Annotated in this window: 7 protein-coding genes and 3 pseudogenes; 6 read left to right on the top strand and 4 right to left on the bottom strand. The window is 65.9% G+C overall.

Features of this window, described 5'->3' with window-relative positions:
- Nucleotides 1–141: 141 nt before the first annotated feature.
- Nucleotides 142–1,289, bottom strand: a pseudogene (locus tag C8271_RS03880) (IS3 family transposase).
- 125 nt (nucleotides 1,290–1,414) lie between these two features.
- Here C8271_RS03880 and C8271_RS03885 point away from each other — a divergent pair.
- A pseudogene (locus C8271_RS03885) lies at nucleotides 1,415–1,750 on the top strand (integrase core domain-containing protein); the annotation flags it as partial.
- Between the two features lie 121 nt (nucleotides 1,751–1,871).
- On the opposite strand, the gene C8271_RS03890 reads toward C8271_RS03885, so the two are convergent.
- Nucleotides 1,872–2,831, bottom strand: a complete 960-nt coding sequence (locus C8271_RS03890; RefSeq protein ID WP_170957795.1) for a phosphotransferase — start codon at nucleotides 2,829–2,831, stop codon at nucleotides 1,872–1,874.
- A gap of 366 nt (nucleotides 2,832–3,197) precedes the next feature.
- A pseudogene (locus C8271_RS03895) lies at nucleotides 3,198–4,452 on the bottom strand (IS3 family transposase).
- Nucleotides 4,453–4,585: 133 nt separating this feature from the next.
- Here C8271_RS03895 and C8271_RS03900 point away from each other — a divergent pair.
- Nucleotides 4,586–6,016, top strand: a complete 1,431-nt coding sequence (locus C8271_RS03900; protein WP_106506193.1) for a mycothione reductase — start codon at nucleotides 4,586–4,588, stop codon at nucleotides 6,014–6,016.
- Between the two features lie 53 nt (nucleotides 6,017–6,069).
- Here C8271_RS03900 and C8271_RS03905 read toward each other — a convergent pair whose 3' ends face one another.
- Complete coding sequence (locus tag C8271_RS03905; RefSeq protein ID WP_106507868.1) at nucleotides 6,070–8,256, bottom strand: LCP family protein; 2,187 nt, start codon at nucleotides 8,254–8,256, stop codon at nucleotides 6,070–6,072.
- A gap of 120 nt (nucleotides 8,257–8,376) precedes the next feature.
- Between C8271_RS03905 and C8271_RS03910 the strand changes: the two genes are divergently transcribed.
- The 4 genes from C8271_RS03910 to pulA all read left to right on the top strand — a co-directional run bounded on the left by C8271_RS03910 (nucleotide 8,377) and on the right by pulA (nucleotide 15,783).
- A complete protein-coding gene (locus tag C8271_RS03910; protein WP_106506194.1) occupies nucleotides 8,377–9,837 on the top strand; it encodes a GuaB1 family IMP dehydrogenase-related protein in 1,461 nt (486 codons plus the stop codon).
- A 624-nt stretch (nucleotides 9,838–10,461) separates the two neighbouring features.
- Complete coding sequence (locus C8271_RS03915) at nucleotides 10,462–10,752, top strand: hypothetical protein (RefSeq protein WP_170957796.1); 291 nt, start codon at nucleotides 10,462–10,464, stop codon at nucleotides 10,750–10,752.
- A gap of 154 nt (nucleotides 10,753–10,906) precedes the next feature.
- Nucleotides 10,907–11,875 carry a UDP-glucose 4-epimerase GalE gene (galE, locus tag C8271_RS03920; protein ID WP_106507869.1) on the top strand — a complete coding sequence of 323 codons (969 nt, stop codon included), beginning with the start codon at nucleotides 10,907–10,909 and terminating at the stop codon, nucleotides 11,873–11,875.
- Nucleotides 11,876–11,997: 122 nt separating this feature from the next.
- Nucleotides 11,998–15,783, top strand: a complete 3,786-nt coding sequence (pulA, locus tag C8271_RS03925; protein ID WP_245920861.1) for a pullulanase-type alpha-1,6-glucosidase — start codon at nucleotides 11,998–12,000, stop codon at nucleotides 15,781–15,783.
- Nucleotides 15,784–15,836 lie beyond the last annotated feature (53 nt).

A 15,836-nucleotide genomic window follows, 5' to 3' on the forward strand; every position in this document is an offset into this window, starting at 1 on the left:
GATCCTCTCCGGCGGATGCTTGCATCAGGAAGTGAGGCGCCCGGCCATGCGGCGCCCCGCCCCGGCCCGCCCTTACCCGGCCCTTATTCTCGCGAACTTGGTGCGAAGAGCATGTCAAACCGCCCTGACCTGCCCCCACGGTTAGGTCCGGACGTTGTGCGAGTCGTCGGTTTCCATGTGATGGGTGCACTGCCGAGCGTAGTCGGCCGGTGCGAGATAGCCCAGCGATGAGTGCCTGCGGTCGTGGTTGTACTCGGTCTTCCAGTCGCTGATCACCACGCGGGCGTGGAGCAGCGAGTAGAAGGTGTTGATGTTGAGGCACTCGTCGCGGATCCTGCTGTTGAACGACTCGATGTAGCCGTTGCGCCACGGTGACCCGGGCGGGATGTAGCTCAGGCCGGTGCGGGTGCCGGCCCAGTGCGCCATGGCCTCACTGATCAGTTCGGGCCCGTTGTCGCAGCGCAGCGTCGCTGGGGCGCCGCGGACAGCGACGAGCGCTTCGAGGTGGTCGGTGAGCTTCGTGGCGGTGATCGAACGGTCGACCAGGCCTCCGATGCATTCGCGAGTGTGCTCGTCGATGATGGAGCAGATCTTGATCGGCCGGCCGCGTTCGTCGCTGTCGAATTGGAAGTCGACCGCCCACACCAGGTTCGGCGCCGAGGCGGAGGGCGCGTCGGCGGTGGAGGCACCCACGCGTTTGCGGCGGCGACGTTGCGGCACGCGGAGGCCCTCCTCGCGCCACAGGCGTTGGATCTTCTTGTGGTTCACCATCCAGCCCTCTGCGCGGGCGTCGTGATACGCCCTGCGGTATCCCCATCGTGGGTGCTTCTTCGCGTACGCCCGGAGCCAGTCGCGTCATGCCCGGTCCGGATCCGCGGCCGTTTCCCGGTGCAGGGGGCGCCGGTAGGCGGAGCGCGACAGCCCGGCCAGACGGCACGCCATCCGCTCACTGACCCGCAGTGCCCGGATCAGGTGAGCGACGGCGGCGCGGCGTCTGCCCGGGCCTAGAAGTTTCCCTCCGCCAACTCCTTCAGCGCGGCCTTCTCGAGCTCCGCCTCGGCCAGCAGCCGCTTCAGCGTGGCGTTCTGCTTCTCGAGCTCCTTGAGCCGTTTCGCGTCGTCGGCTTTCAGCCCGCCGTACTGGTTCCGCCACCGGTAGTACGTCTGCTCGGACACCCCGAGCTCCCGGCACACCGCCGCGACATCCTGCCCGTCAGCGAGCATCCTGTCCGCCTGCCCGAGGTTACGAACCACCTGCTGCGGCGTGTGACGCTTCCTGCTGTTCGACATGATCTGACCAGTCTCCCTGCCCGCGGCCGCGGGCGACAGGACAACTCCCACAATGACTGGACCTACAAAAGGGGGGTCAAGTCCCTGGAGCACGCACTTCTCTCAATGGGGCAAGCAGGAATGAAAGCGGATCGATCCACCATTCTGACAGGGGTAGCCAGTACGTCCCGTTGGCCTATTCAGACGCGCTCGTCACGGCAGGTGTGAGAGCTTCAGTCGGTACCGTCCGAGATAGTTACGATAACGCGCTGGCAGAGACGACAGTGAACGGCCTCTACAAGATGGAGCTGATCCACTCGAAGCGGATCTGGGAATCCGTCAGCGAGGTCGAGCCCGCCACGACGGGCTGGGTCCACTGGTGGAACACGGCCCGGCTCCACTAAGCTCTCGGCTACCGCTCCCCAGCAGCGGTCGAATCGGCCTACACTCACCCCACGACGACCGCGCCCGCGACCGTCTAACCACGGAACGAACCCCAGGGCGCTTCAGTACATAGCTGTCCTGTTGGGGCGCGCTTGTTCGTCGCGCACTTCGATACGGGAGGAGGCTGCCGGCATAGAGCTGGGACGTGAGGCCGCTTATTCACGTTGGACGCAGCGAGGCGCCCTCTTCACGGTCCCACCGCGATTGGACCAGCGTTAAAAGACTGTCGCGGGCCCTACGACGGTGAGCCTGGAGAGTTGGAAGACCGGGGTCCACGGGTTTGCGGGCGGCGTCGACGAAGAACCCAAGGATTCCGACCAGCACATCGGTTCCCACAGTTGGGGCGATATCATGCCGGGCGAGCACCCCGTCGACGAGACCACTAACGTCCAGGGTTCCGCAGGGGTCCTCCACTGAAGACAGGAGCTGGAGCGCGTCCGCCACTCGGCTACCGCGGCACGCCCAGGCCCAGTCCACGAGGGTCACGACCCCACGCTCAGTAATCAGGATGTTGTCCGAGCGCAGATCGGAGTGACACAAGGTGTCCCCCTCTAATGCCGCAATCCCCGCCCGCGCGGACAGGCAGAGCCGAGGAAGGCGCGACTGGATCCACGGGTCGAGACCCTCAGGCGGGTCTTCAGTAACGCGCTCAAAACCCAGCATGTCGGGACCTAGTGTGGCGACCAGGGTGGGTACGTCACCAAGGGGGCATGGCGTGACAGCCTGTTGCAGCGAATCCAACGCAGTCAGAACTGTCTCCAACTGACGAGATGTCCACGGCGTCTCTGGCATGCATCCCGGTGCCACCTCAGTAACCAGCACGATCCAGTCGTCATGCGTAAGGACAGTGAGGAGTCGCGGTGCAGGAACGGCCGACGGGAGCCTGGAGAGAGTGGCCGCTTCGATCCGGTTCAGGCGCGCTGTCTCGGGGTTTTCCAGTTCCCGTATGGCCTTTACGAAGAGTTCTTGACCTTTAGTCGAACGCACGATCTCGGCAGTGCTGCGTGAGAAACCACCACTGCAGGAACGCACATCGATGACAGGGGCACCCAAGACACCTTCTTCGATGGATGCACGAAGGGCGTGCGGAAGGTCATCCCAGCTCAAGCGTCGCGACATAGACGCATCTTGCCACAAGTGCTTACACTGACAGAATCGAAGTATGGAAGCACGAGCCATCGACCGAGCTGGCACCCTACCGAGATAGTGCCTCCTGTGAAATGTCTCGCCACCAGGAACTCGTAAACGGGCTCTTCAGAGTTGAGTGTGGGCGCGCCGGTGATGCGGGGTAGCTGGGGATATGCGTCGAGGTCCTTGATGATGAGCGGACTTCTACCCCCGCTGACCTCAAGGACCTCGACGATGCCCAACCTTAGTTGCGCATGCCCTGACGCGCTCGATCGCTGCGACCGATGCGACTTCCTTCTGAACTTCACGGGCCTTCATCTGGTGGCCGTCTGAAGCGTCCTGGGTTTTGTTCCGTGGTCAGGACGCAACGGGTGCTGAGTTCTGGTGGTGAGTGTAGGCCGCCTTGGCCTTTGCGGGAGTGCGGTAGCCCAGGGCCTCGTGGAGACGGCGCGTGTTCCACCAGTGCTCCCACCCCATGGTGGCCAGCTCGACCGCCTCGACGGACTCCCAGAACCGCTTGGAGTGGATGAGCTCGGCCTTGTAGAGCCCGTTGACCGTCTCGGCCAGGGCGTTGTCGTAAGAGTCGCCCACGGTGCCTACCGAAGCCGTCACCCCGGCGGTGATGAGGGCATCACAGTACGCCAAACTGACGTACTGAGAGCCCCTATCGCTGTGGTGGATCAGGCCCTGTCGGCCGCGGGTAGCGCCGGTGGAGACCAGTGCGTGCTCCAGGGCGAGCAGCGGCAGTCCCGCGGTGTGGAGACTGGTCGAGACGGCCCATCCCACGATGCGGCGGGAGTAGACGTCGGTGATGAACGCGACGTAGCACAAGCCCGTCAGGATCCTGACGTAGGTGGGGGCACCTCCCGCTTGCGGGGGAATGTCAGCGACCCACAACTGGTTGGGGCCGTTCGCGGTGAACTGCCGCTCCACCACGTCAGGGCGGGTATCCGGCTCACCAGTGGGCTTCGTCGTGATCGGCTTGCGGTCACGCCGAACCCCTTCGAGGCCGGCGGCCTTCATCAGCCGCCCGACCTGGTCTCGGCCGATCTTCCAGCCGGCCCGGACCATCGCGTGGTGCATCTTCCGGACCCCGTAGACCCCGTAGTTCTCGGCGTGGATCCGCTCGAGCTCCTCGATGAGGAGCTCGTCTTGTAGAGCCCTCGCGGAGGCAGGCCGTCTCTTCGCGGCGCGGTAGCCGCCAGAGGTGATGAACCCACGTTCCGTTGCGCTGAGCACGCGGCAGATGGCCCAGGCCCGAACTGATCGCGGTGTTCGTCGATGAAACGGATCATCTCGTCGTGGGGCGGTCGAGCTCCGCTGCGAAAAAAGCCGAGGCCTTGCGCAGGATCTCGTTCGCGCGTCGTAGCTCGAGGTTCTCCCTGCGTAGCCTGGTGATCTCCTCGGCCTCAGCGGTGCTCAGCCCTGGAGCCTGGCCCTGGTCGATGCGGTCCTGCTTCCACCAGTTCCGCACAGTGTGAGGCGAGATCCCGCCGAGGGCTTCGCCCACGGCGGTGCAGGCGACCCAGCCCGAGCACTACTCGGCACGGACGCGTTCGTCGATGAGCTTCAGGGCACGGGCCTTGAACTCGGCGGTGTACTTCTGGGGCATGCTCCGATCCTCCTTGAAGAACTAGGCCGGAACGAAACCCAGGACGCTTCAGCGTGGGGGTAGGGCATGCTTGGGCGAGCGCGCGTGGCAAGCGCGTGCACTCTCAAACCGCACTGCTTCGTAAGCTGGGACGGTGACCCACTACGACATCGCCCTCATCGGCTCCGGCTCCGTCAACTCATTCCCCGGCCCTGATCTCGCTGACAAGCGAATCGTCCAGATTGACCGCGGTGTGGGCCCGCATGGCGTCTTCGGTGGCACCTGCCTGAACGTCGGCTGCATCCCCACAAAAATGTTCGTGCACACGGCGAACGTGGCCGCCGACGCAGCCGAAGCCGCCCGCTTCGGTCTCGCCCCGGCGCAGCTCGCGCCCGACTGGCCAGCGATCCGCGACCGCATCTTCGGCCGCATCGACCCGATTGCCGAGGGCGGCGAGGAATACCGCCGCGACCACGAGGACAACGCGAATCTCACCCTGCTGCGCGGCACGGCCCGCTTCACCGCGCCCACACAGGTCGAGGTGGAACTCGCGGACGGTGGCACCGAGCAGGTGAGCGCCGACGTGTTCGTGCTGGGTGCCGGTTCACGACCCTCGATCCCGTCGATCCCCGGTCTGCGGGAGGCACAGCCTCATACGTCGGACACCGTCATGCGCCTGTCTGAGCTGCCCGCTTCGCTCGCGATCCTGGGCTCCGGCGTGATCGCTGTGGAAATGGCGCATGTGTTCGCGAGCCTCGGCGTGGAGGTCACGATCATCGCCCGCTCGCAGCGGCTGCTGCGTGCCGCCGATCGCGACATCTCCGAGCGCCTGACCGAGCTGCTCGCCGCACGCGTGCATGTGGTCACCGGCTTCGCCACCGAACGCGTCGAGCGCACGGCCCAGGGCGTGATGCTTCACGGCACGAGGGAGGGGAGCCCTGCTCAGCTGCACGCTGAGGAACTGCTGGTCGCGACCGGGCGTCAGCCCAACAGTGACCTGCTGGACTGCGCCGCCGCCGGAATCGACACAGATCAGGCGGGGCGTGTGGTGGTGGATGCGTATCAGCGGGTGCTCGGTCACGGGCAGGTGCTCGACGGCATGTGGGCGCTCGGTGACCTCTCCAGCCCGGCGCAGCTCAAGCACGTGGCGAATCACGAGCTGCGGACCGTGCGGCACAACATCCTGCATCCGGGCGAGCTGCGTCGCTCAGACACGATGCCCGTGCCGTTCGGAGTCTTCACCTCCCCGCAGGTGGCGTGGGTGGGCCTCGATGAGGTTGCTGCACAGGACCGGGCGCAGGCGACGGGCCGACAGGTCCGTGTGGCGATGCAGGAGTACGCGTCGATCGCGTACGGCTGGGCGATGGAGAACACCACTGGTTTCCTCAAGCTTGTCGTGGATGCGGAGACCACCGAGATCTTGGGGGCGCACCTGATCGGCCCCGAGGCCACCACGTTGATCCAGGTGCTGGTTCAGGCCATGAGCACCGGGCAGACGGCGAGGGATATTGCCCGCAGCCAGTACTGGATCCACCCAGCCATGCCTGAGCTGATCGAGAACGCGCTGCTGCAGGTTATCGACTGAGACGCACGCGACGGCAGTGAGACGCACGGACGCACGTGATGGGAGCGTGCGCCTCAGCCCTCGGCGTTCTCGTCGTAGCCAGGCATGCAGGACTGGAGCGGGTCCTTCTCGACCGTCGGCTGCGTCGTCGGCTTCTCGGAGCCCGACGTCGACTCATCATCCGTGGCCGATTCAGATGGCGTCTCCGATGCGGTGGGGCTCTCCGACTCCGTGGCGGACTCGGAGTCTTCGCTCGCCTCTGGCGATGTGGCGGGCTTCTCCGACTGCGGGGCGCCCGAGGCTGACGTCGACTCGTCCGCGCCGGTCACGGACTCTGGCGCTTCCTGTTGCATGGAGTCCTCAATCGACGCCTGTGTCCAGGCTTTCACATACTCCCAGTCAGGGTCCCCGGAAGGGGTGACGTCCTGCGTGATCGGGTACGACGTGAAGCCGGCATCCTTGATCCGTAGTGCAAGCTCCACGAAGGCGTCTACGTCGGTCGTGGGGATGTCGGTGACGATGTTCTTCTCCGTGGCGGAGACGAGGCCCGGGATGCTGAGCGCGAGGGTCTGCGGGTTCGCTTCTTCGGTGACCACGCGCACGATGCGCTGCTGGCGGCACATGCGGTTGAAGTCGTCGGAACCCTCGCGAGAGCGGGCGTACCACAGGGCGTGGTAGCCGTCGAGCTTCTGCTCACCTGGTTCGATATAGCCGGTGACCTTGTTCTTCCTGCCGGTCGCCTGATTGATGCCGCCCCCGATGGGGATGCGGCGCTCGACCACCATGTTCACGCCACCGATGGCGTCCACCAGGTCCTCGAAACCCTGGAGGTTCACCATGGCGTAGTAGTCGGTCTTCAGGCCCAGGGTCTCCTCCACTGCCCAGCGCGTGGCGGTCAGGCCCGGTTCGGGATCTCCGGGGAACAGGTCTTTGCGGTCCTCGGCCCAGGTCCACACGGCGTTGATGAGGTCCTGGTTACGGCCGAAGTAGCGGAAGCCGTCGGGGAACTCCTTGGCAGCAACGGTGCCCTTCGGGAAGCGCACATGCTCGAGATTGCGGGGGATCGAGAACAGGGCGGTGCGGCCTGTCTCGGTGTCGATCGACGCCACCATGATCGTGTCGGGTCGGGTGCCGGTGCGGTCGGCACCGGCGTCCTGCCCGAGCATCATGATGTTGACGCGGCCCACACCAGCCCATGGGTCGGGGCCCTCGACGACACGACCCTCACCATGCTTTCCACCGAACACGTACTGGGAGCCGAGCAGGCTCTGCGCGGCCCACAGTGATTGAATGCCGCGGCCGAACGGTAGCGCGACAACGGCGACCATCACGGCGGCGAGCACCAGGGCAGCGACGCGTTTCCCACCGCGCAGGCGTTCCTTCGTGGACTGGGCGAGACTGGTCGCCACGATCTGCAGACACCACACGATGCCGGTGCCCACAACGAGCGCGAGCAGTGCCCACAGCACGCCGCGCCGCGAGAGCAGACGCAGACCGGTGCGCACCGGATCGGTGAAGAGGTAGAAGCCCGCCGCGGCCAGAACAGCGACGATCAGCAGGCCCAGCAGGATCAGGCCCACACGACGCAACCTCGTGGTGATCAGGCCGGTACCTGGCACCGCGGAGGTGAGGACCGTCCAGAGCGCGACCTTCGGCAGCCCGGAGCCGGGGGAGTGTTCTCGGCGCTGGCCGGAGCGTTGCGGGGTGGTGCGGGCAGGAGCATCGCTGGTCGTGGAGTCCGCCTGGGGGGTGTTCTGCGGGGTGCTCGGCTCGCCTGTCGCGCCGGCTTCGGTGGTGGCGTCAAGGTTGTGTCCGGGGCCGGTGCTGGCTGCGGCTGCCTCCATGTGAGGGCCCCAGGCCGAGGTTGCGGCGTCCGTCTCGTCCTCGGGGAGGGTGCGTCGGCGTCGGCCATGACGTGGGGTCAGGGCTGCCGTGTCGACGTCTGGGTCGGACGCGGCGGAACCGTCACGCTGTGATTCGTCGGGGCCCTCAAGCTCGGCAGGCATTGGCGAGGAGGGATGCTGCTCGTCAGCGGCGTCGGCGTGTGGTGCCGGGTCCTGTGGCTCAGGTGCGTCGGGCTGTGCCGTCTCGGCGTCGCTGGCATGCGCGGCGAGCCAGGTCCGCTTCGTCTCTCCGAAAATGGCCTGGCGGTTCTGCCGCGCCTCCTGCTCAGAGGCTCGCTGAGGGGGCTGTGGACGACCAACACCCCTGTGTCGGCCCGCGCGGCGGCGCCGCGGGCGGTCCGAGAACTGGTCCGTCATGCGCGTCATCCTAGTTTTTCCTCTGCCGGCATCCGGGGATCTGACTGTGAGAACTTCGTGAATACGTGTGGTGTGCGCTGTCAGCCCCGCAGTACCCGTGGGGTCTCTATCGTGGAGTCCATGCGCCTGATCCATACGCCCACCACGGACCTCACCTACGACGACTGCTTCTTCCTGCCTGCGCGTTCGGCAGTGACCAGCCGCTTCGACGTGGACCTCGCCAGTGATGACGGCACCGGCACCACCATCCCGCTGATCGCCGCGAACATGACCGCGGTCACCGGGCGACGCATGGCCGAGGTGATGGCGCGCCGCGGCGGACTCGCCGTGCTGCCGCAGGACCTTGCCCCGGAGCGAATCGAGTCGATTGTGCGCTCCCTCAAGGAGCGTGACCTGCTGGTGGACCGCGCTCTGACCCTCGGGCCAGACGGCACGCTCGGCCAGGCTGCCGATCTGCTGCCCAAGCGACCGCATGGCGTGGTGGTGGTCGTGGATGAGCAGCGCCGGCCGCTGGGGGTGGTGAGCGAGCATGAGATCGCCGGACGCGACACCTTCGCCCGGGTCAGCGATGTGCTCAGCGAAGACGTGCTGCGCCTGAGCCCCGACGAGGCTGCTGGTGACCCCGCCGCTGTGCATGCGCGGATCGCCGCCACGCATCACGATGCGGCGCTCGTGCTGGAGGCCGACGGGTCGCTGCGCGGCATCCTCACCTCCCGCGGTGTGCTGCGCTCGACGATCTACCGGCCCGCCACAGATGAGCAGGGCCGACTGCGCGCTGCCGTCGCTGTTGGCATCAACGCCGACATCCGCCGGCGCGTGCGGGAGCTCATTGACGCCGGCACTGACGTGATCGTGCTGGACACCGCCCATGGACATCAGGAGCGCATGATCGAGGCGCTGCGCCTGGCCCGCGAGGAGATCGGCGAGGCGGATTCCACCCCGGTTCGACTGGTGGCCGGCAACATCGTGACCGCGGAGGGCACCCGCGATCTGCTCGATGCGGGGGCCGACATCGTGAAGGTCGGTGTGGGCCCGGGAGCGATGTGCACCACGCGCATGATGACCGGTGTGGGCCGTCCGCAGTTCTCCGCGGTGCTCGAGTGTGCCCGGGAAGCCGCCGCGAGCGGGCATCACATCTGGGCCGACGGCGGTGTGCGGCATCCTCGGGACGTGGCGCTCGCTCTCGCTGCCGGCGCCTCCAACGTGATGATCGGCTCCTGGCTCGCCGGCACCTATGAGTCGCCCGGACAGATGCGCACCGATGAGACGGGGCGACGCTACAAGGAGTCCTTCGGCATGGCGTCCAAGCGCGCCGTCTCCCAGCGCACCGCGCAGGAGGATGCCTTCGCGCGTGCCCGTAAGAGCCTGTTCGAGGAGGGCATCTCCACGTCCCGCATGTACCTGGCTGAGGGCGCCGGAGGCGTGGAGGATCTGATCGATGCGATCACCGCGGGGGTGCGCTCGTCCTACACCTACGCTGGTGCGCGCACCACCGCTGAGTTCCGGGAACGCGCCGTGATCGGCCTGCAGGGCGCCGCCGGCTATGCAGAAGGACGCCCGGTCTCGAGCTCCTGGACCTGATCGCACGGGGGCAGACGCTGGCCTTGCATGGTATGACCCGCCTTTGGGTAGGCCTGCCGTGAGGCGGTGACCGCAGCTCTGATTGGCCTTCCCGGGTGGCTCGACTGGTGCAGCGGGTGGCTCACGATGATCCGGAAAAGGGTGCCGCAGCATCCGCCTAGGTGCTAGTTTCTGGATAGCGGGATGCTCACTTTGGCACTCTGATTGCGGAGCGTGCGGGCAACTAACGATGAGGTGGTTTCATGACGCTTACATTTCCTATGTTCGCCGAAGTGCTGTTCGGGCTCGGTTGGGTTGTTTTGGCTGTGGCCCTGGGCGTCGGGGTGGTAAGGATGATTCGGCGCTCTTCCACCGGGAAGCGGGGTGGTAAAAGATGAAGATACTGAACAAGGGTAGTCGTGCGTTCATAGCGGGCGTTGTTGTGGTGTTACTTGGGTTTAATATGCAGGCGGTTCAACGTCGACTTTCGTGTCCGCATCGGCGGGCAGTGGATCTTCGGCTCGGACTGAGGGTGAGTACCGGGATGACGGCGGAGCCAACATCCGTCCTTACGCCGTCGCGGTGAAGGATGTCGGATGTGCATCAAAGAAGTCTTCTGGCGGCAAGGTTTTCTACACTCAATGCTTGGTGAAGGCTATCTACCTGATCGGGACAGCGTCGTTCTATTTCGACGGAACTCGCGCGTCAGGAAAGTTCACCATCGACCGCGTCTATGGGGGTGCCTGCAACTACTTGCTTAGTTGCGGTGCTCCCAAGGTCCAACGCAAGATCTCTTCTTCGACGAGGCACGCGCTAGCAGACATGACTGTGCGGGGAACGCCGGTCAAGGGTGTCGGCTGGACGCAGTACCTTCTCGTCCGCGTGACGAACAAGGGCGTGATGACCGCCTACGGGGACTACGGATACATCAAGTAGTTGGAGACGGTGTCTTGAAGCGTGGAACGTACTGATGTGCTCCTGTCTGCGCCCCTCCGGGAGGATCGGAGCTGGGTGTAGCGTGCGGCGGGGTTCGATGCGGATGATGGCGGGGTCCCGCTCCGCCTGTGAGCCAGCTCGCTATGCTGACGCCATGACGACTCTCGTGATCGGTGGTGCCGGGTACATCGGGTCGCACGTGGTGCGGCTGCTGTTGGAGAAGGGAGAGAGGGTCGTCGTCATCGACGATCTGTCCACCGGGTTCCGTGAGCGCACGACGGGCGCGGAGCTCGTCGAGCTCGACGTGACTCGGCCTGATGCGGCGGAGAAGCTCGCATTCCAGATGAAAGCCTCCGGCGCCAACGCCGTGATCCACTTCGCCGCCCATAAGCAGGTCGGGGAGTCTGTGGCGAAGCCGGAGATGTACTGGCACGACAATGTGGCCGGTCTCGCGCATGTGCTCGAGGCCTGCGCCACCGCCGGTGTGCGCGACGTGGTGTTCTCCTCCTCCGCAGCGGTCTACGGCATGCCCGATGTGGATCTCGTGACGGAGGACCTCACCCCGCAGCCGATCAACCCCTACGGAGCCACCAAGTACGTGGGTGAATGGATGCTGGCCGATGCCGAGCGTGCCCACGACCTGCGCACCGTGGCACTGCGCTACTTCAATGTGGCCGGCGCTGGCTGGCCGGAGCTCGCCGACACCCTGGTGATGAATCTCGTGCCGATCGTGCTAGATGCCCTCGAACAGGGGAAGACGCCGATCGTGTTCGGGAACGACTACAACACCCCCGACGGCACCTGCATCCGCGACTACGTGCATGTGCTGGACCTGGCCGATGCGCATATCGCCGCACTCGAGTACCTCCGCGGCGAGGAGCGCCCCCACCGGGTGTTCAACGTCGGCACCGGCACCGGTTCGAGCGTGCTTGAGGTGATCGAGGCGATCGGCCGGGCGCTCGGACAGGAGATCACGCCGACGATCGGCGAGCGTCGTCCCGGCGACCCGGCTCGCCTGATCTGCTCCACCGACCGCATCCGCGAGACGCTCGGCTGGTCGTCCACCAAGACCCTCGACGATATCGTCCGCTCCGCCGTGGAGGCTCGTCGCGCCGCACAATGACGGCAACGACGGGCCTAACGGCCTGGAGCTGTCGAGTCTGACCTGGAATGCTGGGGCAGACCCTGCACCGGCCCCTTGCCTGCCCGCAGGATCTCCCCATCCACATCGCAAAGGAGCGACCTGTGACGCCGACAGCGCACACCGCTCGGGCGGTGACGTGGTCACGGATCGTGCTCGTCGTTGTGAGCACGCTGGCACTTCTCGTACCGACGGTCGGCGCCATCGCGCCTGCCCGTGCGGAAGCCCCGGCCACCGTCACTCTGCCCGGAAGCCACAACACGGCCATGGGCTGTTCGGAGGACTGGCTGCCCTCCTGCGCCGAGGCGGAGCTCACCTGGGACGAGTCCATTGGGCTGTTCACCGGTACCTTCGACATCCCCGCCGGCGACTACGAGTTCAAGGTCGCACACAACCTCAGCTGGGACGAGAGCTACGGCACGGGCGGCGCCTCGGGAGGTGACAACATCGCCTACACCCATGAGGGTGGACCTCTGACCTTCCTCTACGACCCCGTCACCCACGAGGTGCAGAACTCCGCGCAGGGCCCCTTCACCACGTTGCCCGGCTCCTTCAATCAGTCGCTCGGCTGCGGCGATGACTGGGCACCGGACTGCCTCGCCACCTGGATGCGCGACAGTGACGGTGACGGCGTGTACACCTTCTCCACCAACCGCATCCCCGAGGGTTCCTACGAGCTCAAGGTCTCCGAATCCCAGTCATGGGACGTCAACTACGGCGCGGATGGTGCACAGGGTGGCGCGAACTACCAGATGTCCGTTGCCGCAGGCAAGACCGTCACCTTCACCTACACCCGAGAGACTCATATGCTCCAGATCGACGTCGAGGATCCTCCGGCTACTGGCGCCGGCCAGTCTCTCGGATACTGGCTCGCCCCCGACGTCGTCGCCTGGCCCGACAATCTCGACGCCACCGCCGAGGGCACCACCCTCGAGCTGTGGAACGCCCCTACCGGTGGTCTTTCTCTGGCCGACGGGCAGGTCGTGGGCGGCGCCAAGATCGCCGACCTCACCGTCGATGCGAAGGGCCTGACCACAGACCAGCTTGTCTATCGTCAGCAGCTGAAGAGCTACCTGGCGTTGCGGGCCACGGCACACGGTGAGCCACTGACCGCCGAGGTCGCCGCTGACCTGCTGACCGGCCAAAACCTGGTCATCCAGCGCACTGCGTCCGGCGAGGTTACCGTGTTCACGGGCCTGCAGAGCGCCGGTGTGATCGATGCTCTCTACGCCGACAAGGTGGGCGAGGCCAGCGTCCCACGCGGTCTGACTGTCACCAGCGATGGCGTCTCGCTCAACGTGTGGGCGCCAACCGCGAAGAATGTCGGTCTCATCCTCGACCCAGGCACCGCCACCGAGCGAACGGAACCGATGACCCGCGAAGCCGACGGCTCCTGGACCTTCACCGGCCCCGCGTCGCTCGTAGGCCACAGCTACCTGTACGACGTCGAGGTGTACGTACCCACGACAGGCCAGGTCGAGCACAACCGGGTCACGGACCCATATTCGGTGGGCCTGATGCAGAACTCCACCGCCAGTGTCATCGTGGACCTGAAGGACCCGGCGAACGCCCCGGCCGTGTGGACCGAGAACCAGTCCGCACCCGTGTCGAATCCTGCCGCGCAGACCATCTATGAGCTGCACGTGCGTGACTTTTCCATCAGCGATGAGACTGTCCCGGAAGAGCTGCGCGGCACGTACGCCGCGTTCGGTGTCGAGGACTCCGCCGGCATGTCGCACTTGCGGGAGCTCGCTGACGCAGGCCTGACCACTGTGCACCTGTTGCCCACCTTCGATATCGCCACCATCGAGGAGGACCGCAGCAAGCAGGAGGTCCCGACCATTCCGGCCAATGCGGGCCGCGATTCCACCGAGCAGCAGGCCGCCGTCAACGCGGTCAAGGCCCGGGATGCATTCAACTGGGGCTATGACCCGTTCCACTTCTCGACCCCGGAGGGCTCCTACGCCTCCACCGCTCACCAGGATGGTGCCGCTCGTACCGTCGAGTTCCGCACCATGGTCGGCTCACTGCACCAGGCCGGTCTTGGAGTCGTTCTCGACCAGGTCTTCAACCACACCGCAGCCTCGGGCCAGGACCCCAAGAGTGTGCTCGACCAGGTCGTGCCCGGCTACTACCACCGCCTATCGCCGACCGGCTCAGTCGAAACGTCCACCTGCTGCCAGAACGTGGCCACCGAGCACGCGTTCGCTCAGGACCTGATGGTCGACTCGATCGTCATGTGGGCCCGTGACTACAAGGTCGACGGCTTCCGCTTCGACCTCATGGGTCACCACAGCCGCGACAACATGGTTGCGATCCGTGAGGCCCTGGACGCCCTCACCGTCGAGAAGGACGGCGTGGATGGCACAAGCATCTACCTGTACGGCGAGGGGTGGAACTTCGGCGAGGTCGCCGACAACTCCCGCTTCACCCAGGCGACCCAGGGGCAGCTCGATGGCACCGGCATCGGCGCCTTCAATGACCGTCTGCGCGACGCTGTCCACGGCGGCGGGCCGTTCGACTCCGACAAGCGCGAGGGGCAGGGCTTCGGCACCGGCGGCTACACCGACCCCAACGGCATCTCCCAGGCGTCCGAGGAGGAACGGCGCGCCGATCTGCTGCACCGTACTGATCTCGTCCGCCTCAGCATGGCCGGAAACCTCAAGGACTACACATTTGTGACCAGCGCAGGTATAGAGCAGAAGGGCAGCGAGATCGACTACAACGGCGCCCCGGCCGGGTACGCCAGCCAACCCGCCGAGTCGGTCAACTATGTCGACGCCCACGACAACGAGACGCTGTGGGACTTCGGCCTGTGGAAACTCCCGCAGGACACGTCGGTCGACGATCGCATTCGGATGAACAACGTGTCCCTGGCAACCGTAGCCCTCGGCCAGTCGCCGAGCTTCTGGCATGGCGGCACCGACCTGTTGCGCTCGAAGTCCATGGACCGCGACTCCTACAACTCCGGCGACCACTTCAACACCCTGGACTGGTCCATGCAGACCAACAACCAGGGGGTGGGCCTGCCGCCAGCGGAGAAGAACGAGGCCGACTGGCACATCACCGGCCCGCTCCTCGCGCAGGAGGCGCTGCAGCCATCTCCGGATCAGATCGCGCACTCGAGCGCGATCAGCATGGACCTGCTGCGGATCCGCTCCAGCTCGCCGCTGTTCTCCCTCGGCACTGCGGAGCGCATCCAGCAGAAGGTTACCTTCCCGGGCAGCGGTCCCGAGGCTACACCTGGCCTGATGGTGATGCGAATCAACGACGCCGTCGGTGAGGACGTGGATCCCTCGCTGCAGGACATCGTGACCGTCTTCAACGTCTCCCCAGAGGCGATCACGGAGGTGATCCCCGGTCTTGATGGGAAGACCTACCGTCTGCACTCCGTGCAGGCCGAGGGCTCCGATGAGATCGTGAAGACCGCGAGCCTGGACAATGGCACGGTCTCCATCCCCGCGCGCACTGTCGCGGTGTTCGTTCTGGACCAGGAGACCGCCACTCCCGACGATCCGGACACGGAAGGCCCGGGAACAGAGGACCCGGGCACAGAGGATCCGGGTGCAGATGATCCCGGTACGGAGAACCCCGGCACGGAGAACCCGGGCGATCAGGAGCAGCCCGGTGACCGGGATGACCAGGGCGCCGGCGACCACGGTACCGATGACCAGGGCCAGCCCGGAGGTGCGGGCGACCAAGGTCAGGGCGATCCCGGTCAGCACGGCACTCAGCCGGGCCAACGGCCTGAAACGTCGGCCGAGCAGCCGATGAGAAGTGGCCGCATGGCGCGCACCGGTGTCGAGGTCGTAGGCCTTGCTGCTGTCGCGCTCGCTCTACTCATCGGCGGTGCGCTGCTGGCCCGTCGGCGGCGAGATAGCGGCACCTGAGCCTGCCCGTGCGGGCACACGGTGAGCGCCCGCACCGACGTGCAGACGACGCG

The sequence above is a fragment of the Brachybacterium timonense genome (genome assembly GCF_900258505.1).
GTDB classification, from domain to species: Bacteria; Actinomycetota; Actinomycetes; order Actinomycetales; family Dermabacteraceae; genus Brachybacterium; species Brachybacterium timonense.

Coding starts and splice junctions, on each gene's coding strand:
- C8271_RS03890 (WP_170957795.1), bottom strand. CDS start 2,831: ATGTCGCGACGCTTGAGCTGGGATGACCTTCCGCACGCCCTTCGTGCA.
- C8271_RS03905 (WP_106507868.1), bottom strand. CDS start 8,256: ATGACGGACCAGTTCTCGGACCGCCCGCGGCGCCGCCGCGCGGGCCGA.
- C8271_RS03910 (WP_106506194.1), top strand. CDS start 8,377: ATGCGCCTGATCCATACGCCCACCACGGACCTCACCTACGACGACTGC.
- galE (WP_106507869.1), top strand. CDS start 10,907: ATGACGACTCTCGTGATCGGTGGTGCCGGGTACATCGGGTCGCACGTG.